This is a genomic window from Streptomyces sp. NPDC054863, assembly GCF_053610825.1.
On record NZ_JBSGZD010000079.1, the window covers coordinates 9454 to 29064 of the forward strand.

At 70.3% G+C, this 19611-nt stretch carries 3 protein-coding genes and 1 pseudogene; all 4 read right to left on the reverse strand.

Annotated elements, in window-relative coordinates; translation table 11 throughout:
* Window positions 1–52: 52 nt before the first annotated feature.
* Window positions 53–18361, reverse strand: a complete 18309-nt coding sequence (locus ACWGIG_RS16885) for a WXG100-like domain-containing protein (RefSeq protein WP_453322373.1) — start codon at window positions 18359–18361, stop codon at window positions 53–55.
* Between the two features lie 3 nt (window positions 18362–18364).
* Window positions 18365–18688, reverse strand: a complete 324-nt coding sequence (locus ACWGIG_RS16890; protein WP_453322374.1) for a WXG100 family type VII secretion target — start codon at window positions 18686–18688, stop codon at window positions 18365–18367.
* A complete protein-coding gene (locus ACWGIG_RS16895) occupies window positions 18685–19191 on the reverse strand; it encodes a YbaB/EbfC family nucleoid-associated protein (RefSeq protein WP_453322375.1) in 507 nt (168 codons plus the stop codon). The genes ACWGIG_RS16890 and ACWGIG_RS16895 overlap by 4 nt, the downstream gene beginning before the upstream one ends.
* A 75-nt stretch (window positions 19192–19266) precedes the next feature.
* Window positions 19267–19611, reverse strand: a pseudogene (locus tag ACWGIG_RS16900) (AAWKG family protein); the annotation flags it as partial.

Below are 19611 nucleotides of genomic sequence, written 5' to 3' on the forward strand. Positions count from 1 at the left end.
CTTCGGGGCTGGTGGTACGGGTGGGGCAAGTGGGGTGGAGGCATGGTCGAGGTCATCGGGACCCCTCCCCGTCGCCGGTCACGTCGTTGCCCAGCAGGATGTTGGTGGCGTTCAGGCTCAAGGCGGAGGGGCTCTTGGCCGCAGGCTCGTCGGGGCCGAACCTGGCCCGCCACCCGCCCAGCAGCCGCGGCGGCTGCGGTGGGACCGGCCTCCCCCAGGCGTCGGTGTCGGGGGACTTCTCGGAGGCGATCTCCCAGGTGAGCACGAGATGCCGGTGGGCGGGGCCGCCGCCGGACACCACGTGCGTGGCACCGCTCGGATCGGTGAGGTGGATGTCCATGCCGAGCGCGGTGGCGTACTGGCCCAGGAGGTACAGCGCGGCGGCGTCCAGGGTGAAGGTGTGGCCCGACTCCGGGTCGCGGTACGCGGAGAACGGCACGGAGGTCCCGGTCACCGCCCCCGTGTCCGTACTGACGGAATCGGTGCTCGGGTGGATCCGTCCGGTGGCCATCCTGACGAAGAAGTCCCCGGCCTGCATGCCTGCTGCCAGTGCACCGTCGGCCATGTCCCTCAGATGCCCGAGATCTGCGCGCCCCTCGGTCGCCGAAACGGGTGAATTCGCTCTGGTGTAGAGGCTGTTGAGCATGGTGTACAGAGCTGTCTCGCCGGGCGGGCGGTTCGGCACGGTGATCGAATCAAGAGCGGTGAAGAGCGAACCGGGCTGATTCCTGAGCGTGTCCGGGGGTACGTGGTCCGGACCGAAAGCGGTCAGGTACTCGCGAGCGAACAGGCGGAGTTTCTCCAGCAGCTTGTACTCGTCGGGGCTCAGGGCGAGCGCCTCCGTGAGAAGAACCACCTGACTGGGACTGATGCCCGCGTGCAGGTCCGAGGTGTCGTTGAGGGTGACACCGGCCGGCACCTCCTCGGGGACCTTCGAAGAGATCGCCTTGTTCACCGGCAGCCCGAATCCGAGCTGCGGGTCCTCCTTGTTCGCGGAACTCCTGACGTACTCCGGCCTGTCCGAGTGAGGTACGACGTTCCTTGCCCGGTACGAGTCAGGAACGGGATTCTCGGCACTGTTCGGGTGACGCACGGGCCAGAGCGCATTGCGGGTGCTCACCGTGGGTGCCGGGGAGGAGACGCCGCTCGAATCGGCGGAGGAGAGCGGTACGTTGACGGTCTCCTGCGCGTGGTAGCTGGAATCCAGCCAGCGGTCGCGGAACTTGGGCATGCTCAGTTCTTTGCGTGCTGCCGGATTCGCTCGTGCCTCGGGGCCGGTGTTGAACATCTGGTTGAAGACGTTCTGGACGGGCACGTGGCTCTGCGGCAGATTGCCCGAGTCCATCAGCCCGGCCACCAGCCGGGAGAGATCGGTCTCGGTCGATGCGGCCACGTGCTCCACGACGTACGCGGGGCCGCGCAGGGGCAGCCTGCCGTTGTCGGCGTCGATCCGCCGCAGTGTCCGTTGGCTCTCTGCGAACGCCTTCTTGAACTCTGGATCCCGAAGCCTCGTGGCGGGGGTCTCATAGGGAAGACGCAAGGCCAGTTCCCAGGCGGCGAGCGTATTCAGTGAATCGCCGAGCCCACGGAACTCCGAGCCTCCGTCGGAGAATCTGACGGACACCCCGTCCGTCCTCAAGAGCGTGGCGGCGGCGTCCACGAAGAGGTTCGGCTCCGGGGAATAGGGCAGCAGGGGGTGGATCATCGCCTGTACGGTCCGGATCTGCATGTCCTGGCCGATCGTGTTCCTGGCGGGACCGGCGAGAGCTGTGTTGATGAGCTCCGCGCGGAATTCCTGCTCCGCCGGGGTCCGGTCCTTCCACCCTCCCGGCCTCTTCAGCAGCTCGTTGATCGCGTCCCTGTCACCCTCCGTCCGTTCGGCCTCCGGCTTGCTCAGCAGTTCGGTGAGGGCGTCCTTCTGCGCCTCCCTCACCTGAGTGCGCTCTTCGGCGCTCGCGACCAGGTGCTGGAGCAGTTGTGCCTCGTCCTCGTCGGTCCGCTTGTCCTTCTTGGCGGACACTTCTTCGAAGATGTTGGGGGAGGGGGTTGCCTTCTTTATCGCATTGAGCAGGCTGGTGATCGTTTTCTTTTCGTTCGGTGTCTGGCTTTCCTTTTCCAGCAGTGCCCTGAGTTCTTCCTCGCTCTTCTCCTTCTCTTCAGCTCTCTTCCCGGCGCTTTCCTGCGTCTTGTCGAGGTTCTTCGCGGTCATCTCTCGGGTGCGGGTCAGTGCTGCCTCGTCACCCTCGGCCGGGAGCCGGTACCCGCCGGACATCATCAGAGGGCGGAAGGGGGAAGGCTGCCACTCGTCGTCGTCCAGCGGTTCCGGAGAATCCTTCCCCTCGTCCTTGTCCTTGGCGTCCTTCTTCTTGAACTCCTCGCCCCAGCCCTGCCCCCACTCCTCGCTGGTGACCAGGGGATCGTCCATGAGCCGCGCTTCGAAGTAGGTGAAGATGTGCCGGCCGTCGGGCGTGAGGTGCGGGTACTCGTCGAAGTCCATGAAAGAGAGGTACGGGTGCGTGCTCACTTCCCGGCCGCTCATCAACGTGCGTATCGTCCGGCGATTCGCCGGGCTGTCCAGTACGGCGTTGCGTGCCTTGCCGTACTGGAATTCTCCGGCCTTCTTCTGGGAGATGGGCGTGGGAACGAGGGCCAGCGGATGCGGGAAGCTCGCTGTTGCGGCGGCCCGGGAGATGGCTTGGTGGATCTTCTCGTGGGCCGCGCTGATGTCTCTTTGCCTGGCTTCTTCCTGTTTCTTCGATACCGGCTTGTTCTCGTTCGCGTCCACATAGACGCTGTTGACCCCCACGACAACGGCAATTCGTCCGTCGAATCCGGTCAATCCCTGCTGGATCGAGTTCAGAAAGGCTTGCAACTTCTGCGGATTCGCCGCCAGTTCGTCGGCGCCGACCATGGCGTTGACGACATAGGAAATTCTGTGGGAGTTGTCCAGGCTCTGCTGCACCCAGTCGCGGTAGTCGGCTTCGGACAGGGTTTGGTCCCCGTCGGAGGCGTCGGGCCTGCCGGTGCCGAGGAGGTCCAGGAAGGCCTGGTTGACGTGAGTGCTCCTGGTGCTTGCCGCAGGAGCAGCTGAGGACGAGGCCGCAGCCGAGGAGGAGGACGAGGAGGTGAGGGGCTCGGGCGGCGACCAGGGCTGGGTCGGGCGCGTGGAGACGAGGGGGGCCGCATCCGGCGTGTCGGTGTTCGTGTTCGCCGTTGTGTCCACGGCCGTGTCCGCAGTCGTGTTCGCCGTTGTGTCCACGACCGTGTCCACGACCGTGTTCGCAGTCGTGTCCACGACCGTGTCCGCAGTCGTGTCCACGGCCGTCAAAGACGGATGGTGGGTCGACGAGTCGCCGAGGGGTCCGCCGGTCGTCCCGGTGAGCTTCCTCAGGTCCCACTGGATCAGCGCGCTGAGGGCGTCGGGATGAAGGTGGAGTGCACGCAGGGCGTCCTGCGCTCCTTCCCGCCGGGTCTGGGCCTCCGCGACTTGCTGTCGTGCCCTGAGTGTCTCCGGGGAGGGGCCGCGCGAACTCTCGCCATTTCGTGAGCTGTCCTCCTCCCGCAGTTGTGCCCTGGCCAAGGTGTCCGTCGCGTGCTCGTACGCGGTCCAGGCGTGGAGCCGCGCGGTGGCCACCGCGCCGGTGGCGGTGCCGACGACGCGTCGCCTCACCACCTCGTTCCTGGCGTGCTCGGCGTCGGAGAGGAGCGGGCCTGTGGAGGGGTGGAGTTGCTGCCCCTCGGACTCGGCCCGGGGCTCGAAGTTGCTTCGTACGATGCCCGTGGAGGTCAACAGGTTCAGTTCCACCGGGCGTTGGAGCGACTCGACCACCCCGGTGGCGACGTCTTCCGCGTGGGCCCGCGCATCCGCCTCGTTCAGCGCACCGCGTCGGCCGGCCGCCCCGTCACGTACGTCGAGCCACAGTTCGGCGCCCCTCCCGCGCTCCTCGGCAGTCGCGATGTAGGCCGCCAACTCCTGGGCCAGCGCGGGCGCGTCGTTCGGTGCGTCCAACGGCCGGTCCGCGCGCCAGCGCGTCACGTCGAAGACGTGGGTGGTGACGTGTGCGGAGGGCAGTACCCCCATGCCGAGGAGGTCGCGCTCCTGTACGCGGATCAGGGCCGAGCCCTGCACGTGGCGGACGCCCTCCGGGCCCGAGACGGTGATCAGGGTGGTGGCCCTCGCCAGGTGGGTCCGCCACCGGCGTTCGCCCGTCGGCTCCGACGTGTCGCCCTGGCGCTTCCAGTCACGGGTGGTCGCCGTGTGGGAGGCCGCCGAGCCGGGCTGCTGGGTCTGGGTCTGCGCGAGCGGGTACTCCGGGCCGATCGAGGCGGCCTTGGCCTCGGTCAGGTCGTGCTTGCTCTGGAGGGTGACCGCCGTCGCGCTCGTCCGGGTCGCCGAGGACGTGCCGGAGGTGGCCTGGATGAGCACGCGGTCCATCGCCAGCGCGCCGCTCTCGGAGAGCGGGACCGGGCGGAAGAGGCCGACCGAGACGTGCACGGGCGGGGCTGTCGCGCCGTGCGTCGGGAGGGTGCCGCCGAGGAGGACGGCGAGCCCGACGTCGTCGAGCGGGGTCTCCTCGGGGCGGCCGTTGCCGGTCCGGTGGGTGACGTGGGCGTTGTGGCCGGTGCCGGACGGGGAGCCGTTCGCCTGCGCGAGAGCAGTGCTCTGGACGAGTTCGCCGAACTGGACCGCCGCCAGGTCGCTCGCCTCCGTGGCCATCGCTTCCGCGTCCGCCCGCGCCAAGGCGTCCGCGTCCGCCAGCGCCAACGACTCCGCCTGCGGCTGGGCCAGCGCCAAGGAGGCATTCCCGCCTTGCGACGACAGCACTCCGCGCGACGCCAGCTCCGGAGCCACCTCCTCCAGCGCCGTACGCAAGGCGTCGAGCCCGGTGAAGCGGTGCACCACCACCGGCCCCGACACGATCAGGCCGGGTCCCAGGCCGCTGGGCGGGGTCCCCGTCGGCCCGTGCGCCGGTTCTAGCCGCGCCTGCGCCATGTGCACATCGGTGCCGGTCAGCCGCAGATCCACCCGTACCGGCACGGCGTCCCGGAGCACCTGCGTGGTGCCCTCGGTGAGGGGGTGACTCAGCCGGCCGGCCAGGGCGTTCAGGGAGTAGGGCACCGGACGGGTACGGACCTCGGCGTGGTAGTCGTACTCGACGGCGAACTCGGCCGCGTTGTCGCTGCGCAGCCAGAAGCGCTGATCGCTGGAGACTCCGGAGCCCGTGCTCACCGCCCGGGTGGAACTGTGGGTCGCCCGGGGCGTCATGTTGTCGGTGTGCCGGCCGACCATCCGCCGTTCGTAGCTGGTGCCGAGGGTGGCATTGAGTCCGTGCTGCACGGAGGTGGTGTCCGAGGCCTGGGTGTTTCCGGGGGAATGCGCGAAGACATTCTCCTGGCCGGAACCCGCGGACGCCGCATGGCCCCTGAGCAGGCCGAGATCGGTGAACGGCGTGGCGAACACCGACACTTCCACCAGTTGCGCCATGCCGTTGCGCACGTGCACGAAACTGCGGCGGATCGGATTGTCCTGCCCCCGGGACGGCAGTACCCGCATGCCCGCCGTCGACGTCAGCGCGTGAATCCGCTCACGCGCACCGGGGCTGTAGGAGTCGCCGGGCGACAGCAGACCCGGGGCGGCCTGCTCCACCAGCTCGGTGATCCGTGCGCCGAAACGGTTGCGTGCGGTCCGGTCGGGGGCCCGGGTACGTGCGTCGGAGTCCGCCGGGTGCGCGTCCAGGGGCGGGCGTGCGGTCAGCGGTACGGCATTGAGCACGGCACCCACCCCGGAGAGCCGCCCGTCCCGCAGGGCGCCCGGGAACTCCAGGTGCGTCGGCCGGTGCCCCGGGATGTTCACCCCCGCGACACCGCCCCTGACACCACCCTCGGTACCGCTGTCGGCAGCGGTGAAGAATTCGCTGTTACGCCTCAACTGGTCGGGCGTGGTGAGGAATTGGAGACCCTGGGGCACGTCGACCGCAACCCGGAAGTCCTCCGGGCGCAGCCCCGCCGAGCGCTGCCAGGTGACCGGAGCCGCGTTCAGGAAGAGGTTGCGGTACCCCTTCCTGATCGTCACCACGAAGGTCGTGTCCGCGCTCAACCGGTACAGCGTCGTCGACTCGGCCGGTGTCCGGGTGACGGTGCTGCTCGTGGTCACGCCGGTGGTGCTCTCCCGGAGCGAGGCGCGGGAGTAGCCGAAGGCCGGCTGGATGCGCGGAGCTTCGGGCACCGTCAGGCTGAGACCACCGCTGTGCGTGCTGGTGCTGCCCCGGGTGCGCTGGAAGGCCTGGGAGCGGGAGGTGTTGGTGCCGGTCTCGATGTACTGGGCGTGGGTGGGCGCGCCGTTCGCCAGGGCGGTGTTCTTCGCGTACGCCTGGATCTCCACGGAGTACTCGGTGTCGTTGCCCATGCCGGGCAGCACCAGGCCCTCGATGACATAGCTGCCCTTGAACAACTGGTGTGCGCGGGCGGCGAGTTGGGTCGAGTTGATCGCCGTGTGCAGCTGCTCGGTCAGCGCGGTGCCCCGGTCGTTGACCTGCCCGCCCAGCACTGTGCGGGAGAGCCGGTCGGTGAGGGAGGAACCGGACGCGGGGGCGGTGACCGGGCGCCCTGCCGGGGCCGGGTCCTCGGCCGTGGCGACGAGTTGCCGGAAGCCCTCGGTGACGGCGGCCCTCAGCCGCTCGGAGCCGCGCACCAGGTCCACGAAGGCGTCGTCCGGCAGCCGTTGGGCGGTGGCGTGCCCCTCGGCGTCGTCCCCGTCGGTGGCATCCGCGAAGTTCAGCGGCCCGTCGTCGCGCGCCGGGTCGTACTCCCTGATGACGGGGACGGCCGGTGCGGTCGCCGGGGCCTGAGCCGGGTCGGCCGCCAGCGTACGGTCGGACGGCACCGCCAGCAGCACACTGCCCGCCCGGGGCGGCTGCCCCATGTCCACGACATGGGCGTCGGCGGGCGGCTGGTGCGTGGTGCTGAACGACTCGACCGGGAGCGAGCCCGTCCCCTCGTACAGCGACAGGGTGAAGTGTGCCGGTACGGAGAAGACTTCCGTCGGGTTGTTCCTGGTCAGGACCAGTTGGTCGTGGCCGAGGCCGTTGCTGGTGGTCTCCGTGCCGCCCCACAGGTTGTACGTGCGGGTGTGCTGGTAGTTGCCGGAGACGCTGGCCTTCGCCGGAGTGAGCGTCGACGGCGCGCCCGGGACGCTGGGGAGGGTCGGGCCGGAGAGCGCCAGCCCGCCGCCCCGGTTCGTGGACGTCGTCGCCGCATGCTGCTCACCGCCTGGCAGCGACAGCGCCGACATGTTGATCGTCTGCACGTTCGCGAGCGAGTGGGTGTGCCGTACGTCCGCCGACTGATGACCCGCGTCCGGCGAAGTCTGGTGCCGGCGTACCGCGGAGAGCGACAGTTCCACCCGGCGTTCGCCCCCGACGAGGTCGCCCGGCAGGGTCAGCCAGGTGCGGTGTGCGTCGCCCGCCATGTCGTCGAGCGCGGCACGCAGCCCCAGGGGTGACCGCTTCTGCTCGAAGAGGCGGAGGTTGGCGAGCTGTGCGGACCGTGTCGCCTCGCTCGGGCCGCCGAGCAGCCGGGACGGCAACTGCCGTGCGTCGTCGAGCAGTTGGGAGGCGAGGTTGGTGTCGCGCCGGGGTGTCGGCTGGGCCGGGGGCAGGAAGCCCTCGCTGCGCAGCCACCCTTCCGCGAGGTCGAAGAGGTGGTCGGTGCCCTCGACCTGGAGCGGGGTGGCCGAGACGCCGATGCCCTGGAGAGCGGCCAACTCGGGTGCGGGCACGCGACGGACCGTGGGCGTGGCGAGTGCGCTGTCCCGGGGGAGCGACCGGATTCTCAGAGCGGTTTCGCCGTCGAGCCGGATGGGCCGGTCCCTGCCGTCGGGCGTGAGGAGGTGCACGGTGTACGAGGCGGTGTACCCCACCGTCAGGTTGGTCATGGTGGTGCGCAAGGTGTGGTTGACCGTCGCCGAACCGCCGGAGCTGTGGCCGTGGGTCCGGCTGTGCTTCGTACCCGCCTTGAGGCCGAAACCGAGTCCGGCACCCAGTGCGCCGGCCGAAGTGGGGTTCCAGACGGTGGAGTTGAGCAGGAAGGAGGAGTTCCCGCTGATGTCGAGACCGATCCCGGAGCTGATCTTCACGGCAGTGTCCAGCTTGACCGTGCGGCTGAGGTGGCTCTCCAGGAAGAAGTCGCCGGGCAGTGAGGTGAGCTTGGGGTCGGCGGCCGGCCGCAGGTCGGCGGTCAGGCGCAGCATGCCCAGGACCGCGCCGCCGGGGGAGTACAGCAGGGGGCTGTACTGGCCGCCCCGGCCGGGGAACCGGGGGGAGAGCGTGTCGTCATGCGCTTCGTACCGCCGCTGGAGCGGGAGCCCGCCGCGCAGGTTGGCCTCGCCGAACAGGGTCGCGACCGCCGCACGCGAATGGTCGGCGAGGGAGTCGAGGAACGCACCGAGGTCGGGGTGCGCGTGCGCGCCCCTGCTGACGAATCCGGGGTCCTTGAGGGAGTCCACGCTCCACAGCGGCAGATCACCGAGCTCGGCGACGTCGACCGACTGCTGCCCCTGCCGCGGTTGCTGTACGGGAGTGTCCGGCAGGGTCGCCACCCGGTCCGGGAACTGGACCGTCAGTCGGCCGACCAGCTCGCCGGGCGTCCTTCCGTCGGTCGCCGCCTGCTCCGTGGCCCTCTCGCCCACGTGCCAGACAGCCCTGAAGTCCACCGGGTGCGAAGGCGTGTTGTTGCGCATCACCTGGGTCTGGCCGATGCTCTCGGCGGTGGTGGCGGAGAAGGCGCGCTGGTTGTGCGTCAGTGTCAGCGTCGGGCTGAAGGCGGTCCCGGTGTAGTACCGGGTGATTCCGGCGAGGACATTGCCGGTCAGCGGGACCGGCAGCGTGCGCGCGTTCATGGAACCGGACGCCGCGCTGTGGTCGAGCGTGCTGGTGGCCCGCTTCTCGATGCGCCGCAGCGGATCCTCGGTGGTGTGCGCTCCGTACCGCGTCGAGGTGACCGGGTCGGAGAGCGTGAGCCGTACGGTGACGGTGCGCGGACCGTCCGACAGGTGCACCGGAAGCGCGTACCCGTGCTCGCTCAGCAGGTACGGCATCCGCGAGTCCAGGACGGAGGGTCCCAACTCCCTTTCCAGCGCGTCCCGTACGGCCCTGTCGTCCGCGTCGGAGAGCGTGTTCCCGTCGACGCCGTGGGTGCCCAGTTCCCTCGCGAACTGTTGGTGCAGCCCGTCCATGGCCGCCCTGGACAGCGGTTCGAAGTGCTCCATGCCGACGCCGTCGAATCCGTCGCCCCGGTGGCCGTAGCCCATGACGTACGCCGACAGCGGCCGGCTCCAGTCGCGTGGCGCCGCACTGGTCGCCGGCACGGGGGCGCCGGGGTCGGAGGCGGCCAGGCGGGAGGATCCCGGCGTGCCGCCCGGTGGGACGGAGTGGGTGGACGTGGTGGTGGGCCCGGTGCTGGACGCGGTGGCGGGCGCGGTGTGCAGCGGGATGACCGCGTGCAGGCTGACCTGCTCGATCGTACGGAGGTACGCGGCCGGAAGGGACCGCAGTGACGCCGGACCGGTGTCGGCCATCAGGCCGTCGGAGCGAACACCGGAAGCGTGGTCGTTCTGCCGGAACAGATGCGGCTGCTCGGAGTCGCCGTCGGAGTACTCGTCGGCGAGACCCAGGTAGTGCAGGATCTCGTGGATCAGCACGGCGTCACTGTGGCCGACGTCCCAGGCGCGCTGATCCGCACGGGCAGGCCGCTCCGCGTTCGAGAGGGTGACCACCTCGCCGTGCGCCGGCGCGTGCACGAACTCCGCCGTGACGTGCAACTGGTCCTGGGACACGGGTAGTTGGTAACCGATGTTGATCTGCGTGTCCAAGGCGGACTGGATCCGGCTCCGGAGCGAGGACAGGTGCGCGGGGGTCAGCCCGTCGGTGAGGGCGAACGGGAGCGCCACGAAGAAGTGCCGCACCGTCCGACCGTCGGGCAGCTGCTCGCGCCGGACGTGGTTGCGGATCAGCGTCATGGAGCCGTCGAGCCGGCCCCGGGTGCCCTTGAGGCCGCCGCTCTGGGTGACGTGCGGATCGAAGCGCTCGGTCTGCACGGCGGCGGTGGCCGCACCGGCGAACTGCCGCAGTTCGCCCGCGAGTACGGGGCGGGCGGCCCGGTCGGCCTCGGGGCGCGGCCCGTCCGTGCGGCGAGGCGACGCGGCGGAGGGGACCGCGGACACGGCGGCGGGTGCACCGGAAACGGTGGCCGGGCGGCCGGGAGGGGAACCGGTCTGCTCCGCTGCCGGTGCGCCCGGGGCCGGCCACTGGAGCGGCCGGGAGGCGAGCGACTCCGGCTGCGGATCGCTCACCGGAGGCAGCCGGAAGTCCCCGAGGGCCGCCTGCGCACCTCGTCCGCGCTGCTGCTCCTGGCCCTCTCCGGCGGTGGGGACGAGCTGCCGGCCGTCCGGCCCGAACCGTACGAAGCGGGTGCCGTCCGCGTCGCGCAGGGCGAGCTCCACCGTGAAGTCTCCGGCCCGCGCGGTGTCGGACGCCCTGGTCAGCTGTTCCAGCCGCGCCGCGTCGGACGGAGCCCGCCCCAGGTCGATCCAGAGCTGCGGCTCCGTCCCCGACGGCAGCGTCGCCAGATCGCTCTTGAGCCGCGCCGCCAGGTCCGGGACGGAGAGGGTGCGCACGTCCCGCGCGGAGAGGTCCCAGATCCCGCCGCCGCGACGTCCTTCCGGGAGCACGTCCAGCCCGAGCAGGTCGCGTTCCGGTACGCGCATCATCGCGGCGCCCGTCACGTACCGGGTGCCTCCGGGTCCGGTGACCGTGGTGAGCGTTTCGACCTCGATCTCGTGCGTCCGCGCTCCGGCCGTCGCGGTGGGCCCGCCGGCCGTGCCGGTCTTCTCCCAGCGCCGGCCGACCGCGGCGATGCCGCCGCCCTGGCCGCCGGGCGTCGACTGGTAGGAGAAGGGCGTCAGCGTGGCGCCCGTACCGTGCGACCCGTCGGCCCCCAGGGTGCCGACGACACCGAGGGTGAAGGTGGCGTTGCGGGCGGTCGCCGAACTCGCGGTGGTGGTGAAGCCGGTGACGCGTACCCGGTCGGTCGTCACACCCAGGGTGTTGTCGATCAGTCTCGGGTGGAACACCTCGGTGGTCAGGGTGGCCTGGGGGTGCGAGCCGGTGCCGGTCAGGTCGCCGCCCGCGCCGGCGGCCATCCGTACCGGGTCCAGCGTGATCCGCCCGCCCTGCACCAGCTCGGACAGCCGGACGGCCGCCGCCTCCGCGGACGGGCCGGAGGGCAGGCCGGCCTTCCCCAGCGCGGGGGCCACCTCCAGCACGGCCGTCAGCAGGTGGGTGTGGTGGGTCAGCCCCTGGACGACCTCGTTTCCGGTCGGCAGCAGCGGAGCCCGGTGCCGGGCGAGGGCGGCGGCATCGAGTGCGGGGGTGCCTTCCGGCCGGGGCCGGGTGGCCGTCGGGTACTGCGGGTGCACCCCGTCGTCGTACAGCCGGTCGTCCCTCGCCCGGAGACCGGCCCGGGCGTTGGTCTCCGGGCTGTTCTGGAGGCGGTCGCCGGAGAAGCGGACGACGACCCGCGCGTCGACCGGCTCGATCGCGTGGGTGGTGGTGCCCATCACGAGCTCCGCGCCGAGGTGATAGGCGAGCTCGAACTCGTTGCCGCCCTCGGTGCGCTGCCAGATCCGGTCCTCCGCCGTACTGGTGGTGCTGACGGTGTCGGTCCTGGTCGTCGTGTTGCCCAGGGACGAGCTGACGGTCACCTTCCGCGAGGTGCTGGCCGAGGTGGGCACGGCGGCGCTGCCCGGCACACTGACGCCGTAACGGGTGGTGCGGGCGGTGCTCTTGGTGATGTTGGCCGGAGCGTGCTGGGTGAAGTTCTCCAGCGCCGCCTTCTGGGCCGACACCTGGCCCCGTACGCGGCCCAGTTGTGCGGCGTCCCAGGCCGGTGCGGCGGACAGGCGCACCGTGAGGTCACGGACGCGCAGCAGGCGGTCCGAGTACGGGAAGGTGAACGACAGCCTGCCGTCTGCTCCCCGGCCCGGCAGCGCGACCAGCGCGGCGGGCGAGGTGTAGTCGGCGATGCGCTGCGACAGGCCGGGGACGTAGGAGGGGTTGCCGGGGGTCAGGCTGCCCGGCGCATGCGCCTGCACCAGGGCGCTCAGGCGCTCACGGAACAGGTCGGGGGCGGGCGGCGGCTGGTTCGGGGGTACGGGTGCCGGGTCGGCCGCGGTCACCGGCGTCGCCTCGTCCGTGGCCGGCGGGACCTCGGGGTCGGGCATCCGGTGCGCAAGCGGAGTCACGTCGAGCACCGCGGCGAGCCCGAGCAGCCCGTGCTCGCGGAAGCGGTACGGCAGCGGCACGTTCCGCTCGCGCGGCGGGTTGGCGGCCACCCCGTCAACGGCGCCGAGTACCGCGTTGTGCCTCAACTGATCCGGTGTGGAGAGGAATTGGATGCCGTCCGGCGCCGAAACGGTGCGCGTCACGCTCGCGGCGGTGTGGTGCAGCGGCCCGACCCCGCGGTGACCCCGGTGGACCGTCACCTCGTACGTCACATCGGCGACGAACCGGTGCTGGGTGCCGCCCTCGGCGGGCGTACGGGTCATGCTGGTGGAGGCGGCACTCGTCTCGGACAGGTTCGTTCCCCTGCCGTAGAGGCCCTTCGCCCCGGCACCTCCGGTGACGGCCCCCTTGCCCCCGGAACTCGCGGCCCCGGCACTCTTGGCCGCCTCCGCGGCCTCCGTCTGTGCGCGGCTCTTCCCGGACTTGAACATCGCGGTGGGCCCGCCCTCGCCCGAGGTGGCGCTGGTGACCTGGTGGGAGGCGCTGTCGGTGACGGTGAAGTCGATCTTCCCGGACTGTGCGTACGTGCCCATCAGCCGCGGGTTCGTGAGGACGGCGCGGACCTCGACCACCAGATCGGTGCCCCGCAGCGCGTTCGGCACGAACAGGTCGTCGATGACGTACCGCCCCTTGACCATCTGCTGCGCGCGCGACATCAGGGCGCCGGGGGAGAGCTGGGCGTGCACCGCCTCGTGCAGCAGCAGTCCGTGGTCACCGCGGTCGTACCCCGTCAGCGACTGCTGTACGACGGTTCCGGCGTGCAGCGCGTACGAGGCGACCGACCTGGCCGCGTGCGTGAGGGACGACCACCAGGTGGAGGGGGTCCCGAGGGCGGAGAAGACGGAGGTCCGGGTGTTCGGCGCGTCGGGGGTGAGCGGTCGGGCGCGCTGTGTGTCGGTGAGCGGCGGGGCGTTCAACTCCCCCATCTCCAGCACCACGTGGTCGGCGGCCCTGTTGGTGTCGGCCTGGGTGCGGGGGCCGGGGGAGAGGTCCCGCAGGAGCAGGTCCACCGCCTCGTACAGCTTCCCGCTGCCCCGCATGACGTCGACCAGCGAGGTGTCCGACAGCAGGAAGGTGCCGTCGGTGGGCAATGCGGTGTCCGGCGGGTTCACCACCACCGGCGGGGCCGCCTCCGTGGCCGGAGCGTCATCGGTCCTGGCCTGGGTACGGTGCTGCGGTACGGCCAGGTCGAGCGACACCTCGCCGGACCGGCTCTCCCTGGACACCAACGAGGGGCCTTCGAGGAACTCCATGCTCAGGGTGGCCGGAACCCGGAAGACCTCGGTGTTCTGCTTGCTCGTCTGAAGGAACTGCGCGTGCGCCACCGAGGCCGTCACCGTGGAGGTTTCGGTGCGCTGCCAGGTGTGCTTGTAGTCGCCCGTCAGGCTGGCGCGGACAGGCCCCAACGCCGGAAGGGCCAGCTCGCCGGCCGCCCCGAGCGTGCCGGTGTCACTGGTCGCCCGCTGGCTGCTGCCGGGGGTCAGCAGCCCGCTCGCGTTCTGCATGTCCACCGTGCTCAGCGAACCAAGGTGTTCGACTCGGCCTGGTGTCACGCCGGTCGGCCCGTCGGTCGCGGTCGGCCGGGTCAGCGAGAGCCGCAGTTGGACCCGCCGGACGCCGCCACCCAATTCCGGCTGGTTGAAGTGGAGCCGCAGACCGCCGTCGAGGAGTTCGTCCATGGCGCCGAGCAGCCCGTTCCGGGAACCGAACAGCTCCAGTTTGCGCAGGTTCTCCAGCCTGGCCTTGATCAGCCGCTCGTCCGTGGTCGGCCTGCTCTGCTGTTCGGCGGAGACGGGCAGGAAGCCTTCCGCCCGGAGCCACTCCCGGGCCGCCCGGAGTACGTCGCTCAGCCCTCGTCCGTCGACGTTCAGGGGCATCGCGGAGACGCCGAGGGTGTTCAGATGCTCCAGTTCGGCAGGCAGATTCCTGCTGTCGGGGAGTTTCGGCTCCACGTTGCCCGGAGGAAGGGTGCGGAGGCGTACGTCGGTGGAGACTCCGTTGTCCTCGGGCCCCCGAGCCTCCCGTGTGCCGTCCGCCGCGACGAAGGCGACGCGGTACGTCACCGTGGCTGGAGTCAGCACGTGGCCGGCGTTGGAGCGGAGGTTGTGCATGACGTTGTGCTGGGCGCCGGCGCCGAACGCGGTGTCGACCTGGCGGGACCCGCCACCCTTCGGCTGGAAGGTGAAGCCGAAGTTGAAGTCCCGGAAGGGCTTGTCCGCAGTGGCCGGCCTGCTGTTCAGCGCGGTTCCGCCCGCCGCCTCGCCACCGAGCGAACTGGACACCTTGGAAAGGGAGTCGACCTTCAGCTGCCGGTCCAGGAAGCGTTCGAAGCTGTACTGCGTGCCGACCATCAGGTCGTCCCCGGCCCGCGGGCGGACGTCCGCGGTGACGACGAAGGCGCCGTAGGTGTTGCCGCTCTTGTCGAACAGCAGGGGCGACCAGGTGCCGTTGCCGCCCTCGTCCCGGTTCCCCGCATCGGGGTTGCCCGGTTCGCGCTGCAACGGCAGCGCTCCGAGCAGGTGCTCCCCGCCGAAGAAGAGCTCGGCGGCGGTCAGCGACTCCGGCGACAGCGCGTCGAACTTGGCACCGTGCGTGGCGCGCATCTCCCGTAGCAACTGACCCGCGTCGGACATGGAGTCCATGGCCCACAGCGGGAGTTGGTCCAGATGCGCGTTGAATTCCCGCGGATCGCGGCTGATGCGGTTGTCGGGGTTGTGGGCGTCGGTCTCGCCCGCGGCCCGAGCGGTGAGGGGATCGGCCAGATGCGCCGGGAACCAGGCGGTCACCGTGCCGAGCGGAGTGCTCTCCGGGCCGAACGGCGCGGTCTCGGTCCCGGTCTCCGTCGTGGTCTCGGTGGAGAGTACCCGTACGCGACTCGTGGCGGTGTAGTCGTAAGGGGTCGCCGGTTCCGAACTGCGCAGCAGAGTTGTCGAGTTGACGGCGGAACTGACGGTGGTGGAGAGCGTGCGCTGCTGATGTGTGGCATTGATGTTGAACGAGAAGGGGACCCCGGTCAGATAGCCCGCCATGGTGCTGAAGGTGTTGGTGTACGGGGTGACGGACACTGTGCGGACGGCAGTGGTGCTGGACTGGGAGTTGCTGTCGAAGGTGGCTGCCTGTCGTTGCTCGTTGTTGTGCGGCGGCTTGCGGTCACCGGCTCCGTACATCGTCGAAGGGGTGGCCCCGGCCAGCCGGAGCTGCACGGCGACGACGTGCGGCTCGCCACCGGTCCGGAGGGTGAGGCGGTGGCCGTCGGGGCTCAGCAGCGTCAGCCGGTTCTCGTGCAGGGCCTGCGGCCCGAGCAGCGAGGCGAGCTCGGTGTCGATGCGGTCGAGGGCGCGTTGGTCGTCGCGGACGGCCTGGGGGAGCGAATCCCGTACCTGCCGTTGCAGCCCTTGCGCGATCTCGTTCCCGAAGGGCGCGAACTGGATGCCGCCGAGGCCTTGACTGCGGTCGGTGCCGAGCTCTGTCACGTGGGTGGAGGGGGGAGCGGGGGAGGCGGATGAGGTGGTGGACGTGGTGGTGGATGTGATGTCAGTCGTGCTGATGTGCTGGGTGTTCGGGAGAGAAGCCCCGTTGCTGGAGCTGGGGAAGGCGTTGTCGTCCGTGAGGAGGGCTGCGGACTGCTGAATCGGATTCTCAGTGCTGTGGGTGCTGTGGGTGCTGTGGGTACTGGCGGTGCTGTCGGCGTTCTCGTCGATCTGGAGGACGGTCTCGGGCGCCGCCTGGCTCGGCTGCCACAGGGAGTCGTTGTCATGGGAAGCCAGGCGGGTTTCCGCCGGAGCCTCCGAGGGTTCTACGGTCTTCGGGTCGGGCTGGGCCTGCACGTCGGACTCGGAGTGAGGCTGCGACACCGTCGACGGCTGCCCCTCCGACTGGGGTTGGGGTTCGGAGTGGGACTCGGACTGTTGGTGCTGTTGTCCGTCCTGGCCCTGCAGCGTGTTCTGAGCAGCCTCGGAGCGGGAGGTCTGCCCGTCGGCCCCGTGCTCCTGCGGTGCACTGCTCTCGGTGGCAAGGCTCTGGGCGGGGCCGCCGGTGGGTGCGTTCGGCGACGTGGTGCCGGGAGCGGACGTGGTGCTCGGAGCGGACGTGGTGCTCGGTCCCGATCCCGCGCGGGAGTTCGAGGCGTTGGAGTTGCCCGAGTTGCTTGAGGTGTTCGAGGTGTTCGACTGCGGTGGACCGGTCTGTTGCGCGGAACTGCCCCCGGGGTTCGGTCCGCTCGCCGACGTACTCGACGGAGCGCCACCGGCCGACACGGTCGAGGGTCCGTTCCCCTGGGTTGCCGAAGGCTGGTTGCCCACGACGGTCTGCGCCGCACTGTTGTCGCCGTCTTCGTCGTAGGCGGGGTCGTTGTAGCGGGAGGAGTCGTTCTCGTCGATGACCAGGATCTGGTTCCCGTCCTCGTCCACCGACACGGTGGAGGAGGTGGAGGGGGACGACTGATCCTCGTTGTGCGCGGAGTTGTCCGCCGAGCTGTCCGCGGAACTGCCGCTGGACGCACCGGACTTGCCGGTGCTGTCAGAGGTCTCGGTAGTGGTGGGGCTCGGGGAGGTGTTCGTACCGCCACCCGAACTCTCGGTCTTGGGGCCCCCGGACCCCGACCCGGATCCCGTCCCCGACCCGGATCCCGTCCCGGACCCGGATCCCGCCCCGGAGCCGCCCGACGACTCCAGTCCGCTGCCCGGCAGTTTCAGCCCGGCGTCCAGGACCGAGTTGCGCAGGTTGTTGCCGAGCTGCCCGCCCAGGCTCTCCATGCTGCTGCTGACGCGCCCTTCGACAATGCCCGAGCCGAAGGTCAGTCCTGAGGTCTTGAAGGTGTGCTCTTCGCTGAAGATCAGGTTGTACATGCCTTCGGAGACCGCCGCATGCGCGCCCTCGAAGAGGCCCTTGCCGGTGTAATTGAGGCCCGCCCGGAGGATGTTGCTGCCGAGGACGTCGGCCGCGCCCTGGCCGAGCACCTTCCCCAGCGGGCCGTTCGCCACGTCGCCCAGCGGTTTGAGGGTCTTGCTGAGGGACTGGGGGAGGTCCTTCTTGCCGGTGTTCTCCAGCAGTTCCCGCGCCCACTTGCGGCCGACGTCGCGGGCCTCGTTGCCGCCGAGGTGCTTCTTGAAGGACTCGCCCACCGAGTGGACGAACCTGTCGCCCGCCTGCTTCGCGCCGGGGCCGAAGGTGCGGGGCAGGTGGTCCTTGAAGTTCTTCGCGATGTCGTTGCCGAAGGTCTTCGGCGGCTTGGGGCCGTCGCCCTTGGGCCCCTTCGGGCCCTGCACCGGCGGCGGCGGGAAGGCGTCGTCGATCTTCTTGCCGAGGTTCTTGCCGCCGTCCTTGCCGAACAGGTTGGCGAGGCCCTTGCCGAACTTGTTGCCCAGGAACTGGAACGGCCCGGCCAGGAAGCCCTGGACCATCCCGGACAGGGCCGCGTTCTTGGTGAGGGAGCCGTCGTACTCGTCCCTGCTGCCCTGGTTGAGCTGCGACCACTGGACGAGGAGGTCCATGGTGACGCCCATGCCCACGTTGATCACCTGGTGCATGAGCAGCGTCAGCAGCATCCGCCCGAGCCACGAGCGGATCAGGAACCGTACGATCGCCACCTTCGCCAGGTACACCTGGATCGACGCGCCGAAGAAGAACGCCAGTGCCGCCGCCACGATCGCCTCGACCAGCAGCTCCACCAGCTGGGCGATGATCATGTATTTGGTGTACTGGAGCTGGGTGGCGCCCTTGCGGGTGTACTGGGCCAGCAGATGGGCCTGGTCGGCGACCGCGTCGAAGTAGCTGAGCCCCTCCTCGCCGATGAAGCTCTTCATCGCCGCCTGGTACATCTGGGCGGCGTCCCCGTCGAAACTCTGCCTGGTGAAGCCGAGGGCTTCGGCGATCTGCTGCTTGAGGTCGTTCGACAGCTTGCCGTGCAGGTCCTTGTGGACCTCGGCCAGCGCGAACAGCTTGTCCTCGTCACCGTTCGGCGGCTTTTCACCGGTCAGCGCCATGAACAGCCAGGCACATTCGGGCGGGAACTCAAGGGACACGGGTCAGCGCTGCCTTCCGCCGTGCTGGCCGAGTCCGTCGAGGATCTGCTGCTGCTGGTTCTTGAAGTCGTTGGCCGCGTTCTTCAGGCTCTGCGAGCTGCCTTCCAGCGCGCTGCTGAGCTCCTTGACGCCCTTCCGGGCGGCGTCGACACCGGGCAGGTACTTCTTGGCGAACGCCTCCCCGAACTCGCCGTCGCCCCAGCAGCCGTGGTACGAGGTGATCTTGTCGAGGTAGTCCTCCTTGATCAGCTTGATCTTCTCCGCGACCTTGTCCAGGTCCTCGCCGCTCTTGCCGAGCTTCTCCGGGTCGACGTCCAGTGAGCTCATCGCCCGGTCTCCCCGTCCCGTACGCCACTCGTGGTGCCGTCCTCCTCGTCCTCGACCAGTTCGTCCAGCAGCGCGCCCGAGGACTTGGCCGGCGGCGCCTTCACCGGCGGCGTCGGCAGACCTTCCTCGCGCATCGGCGCGAACAGCGCGTCCCAGTCCAGTTCCTGGAAGCCGCCCTCGGCGTCCGCCGACATGCCGGGTATCGGCCCGAACGGCCGGTAGACGTCCGCGAGTTGTTCAGCGGCCTGAGCCCTCGCCGCGCTGATCGTGGCCAGCAGCACGTCGGCGAGCTGCGCCGGGGGCATGGTCCGGTAGCGGGCGGTGGGGAAGCGCAGCTGGGTCAGCTCGCCCTGGGCGCCCACCGTGGCCTCCACGGAACGGTCCTTGGCCGTGACGGTCGCCGAGATCCTGGCCGCCGCGGCCCCCGCGTCGCGCAGCTTCGCCCGGGTCTCTTCGAACTCGGCCAGCGCTGCCGCCAGTTGCTCTTCCATCGGGTTGCTCATGTCTGTTCCGCCGTATTCGTCGGTGCCGGGTGAAGTGGTGGAGCGGTGGAGTGTGCGGTGGAGGGTGTGGGCGGCTCAGCGGCCGATCACCGCCGAGACGCCGCCCTCGTCCGTGCCCCAGGTCTCCTCGTCCTCGCTCACCCAGGTGGAGCGTTCCCGCTCGTCGCTCTGGGTGCCGCCGCCCGCGCCGCCACCCATGCCGCCCATCGGGGGCATCATCGGCATGCCGCCGGCGCCCGAGCTGGTGTTCGGCCGCCTCGCGGCCAACGCAGCTTCCTCTGCGGCGAGTTGAGCGGCTCGGCTGCTCCGGCCCGCCGCCGGTTCACCCAGTGCCGCCGCACGGCTGACCGGCCCCCCGGCCGGGCCGGCGCCTGCGGCGCCACCGGGGTTGAGGCCCTGCCCGCCGAGCGGGTTCAGCGC

What these genes read in the sequence shown, in the direction of transcription:
- ACWGIG_RS16890 (WP_453322374.1), bottom strand. Translation starts at nt 18,688, where the DNA reads ATGAGCTCACTGGACGTCGACCCGGAGAAGCTCGGCAAGAGCGGCGAG.
- ACWGIG_RS16895 (WP_453322375.1), bottom strand. Translation starts at nt 19,191, where the DNA reads ATGAGCAACCCGATGGAAGAGCAACTGGCGGCAGCGCTGGCCGAGTTC.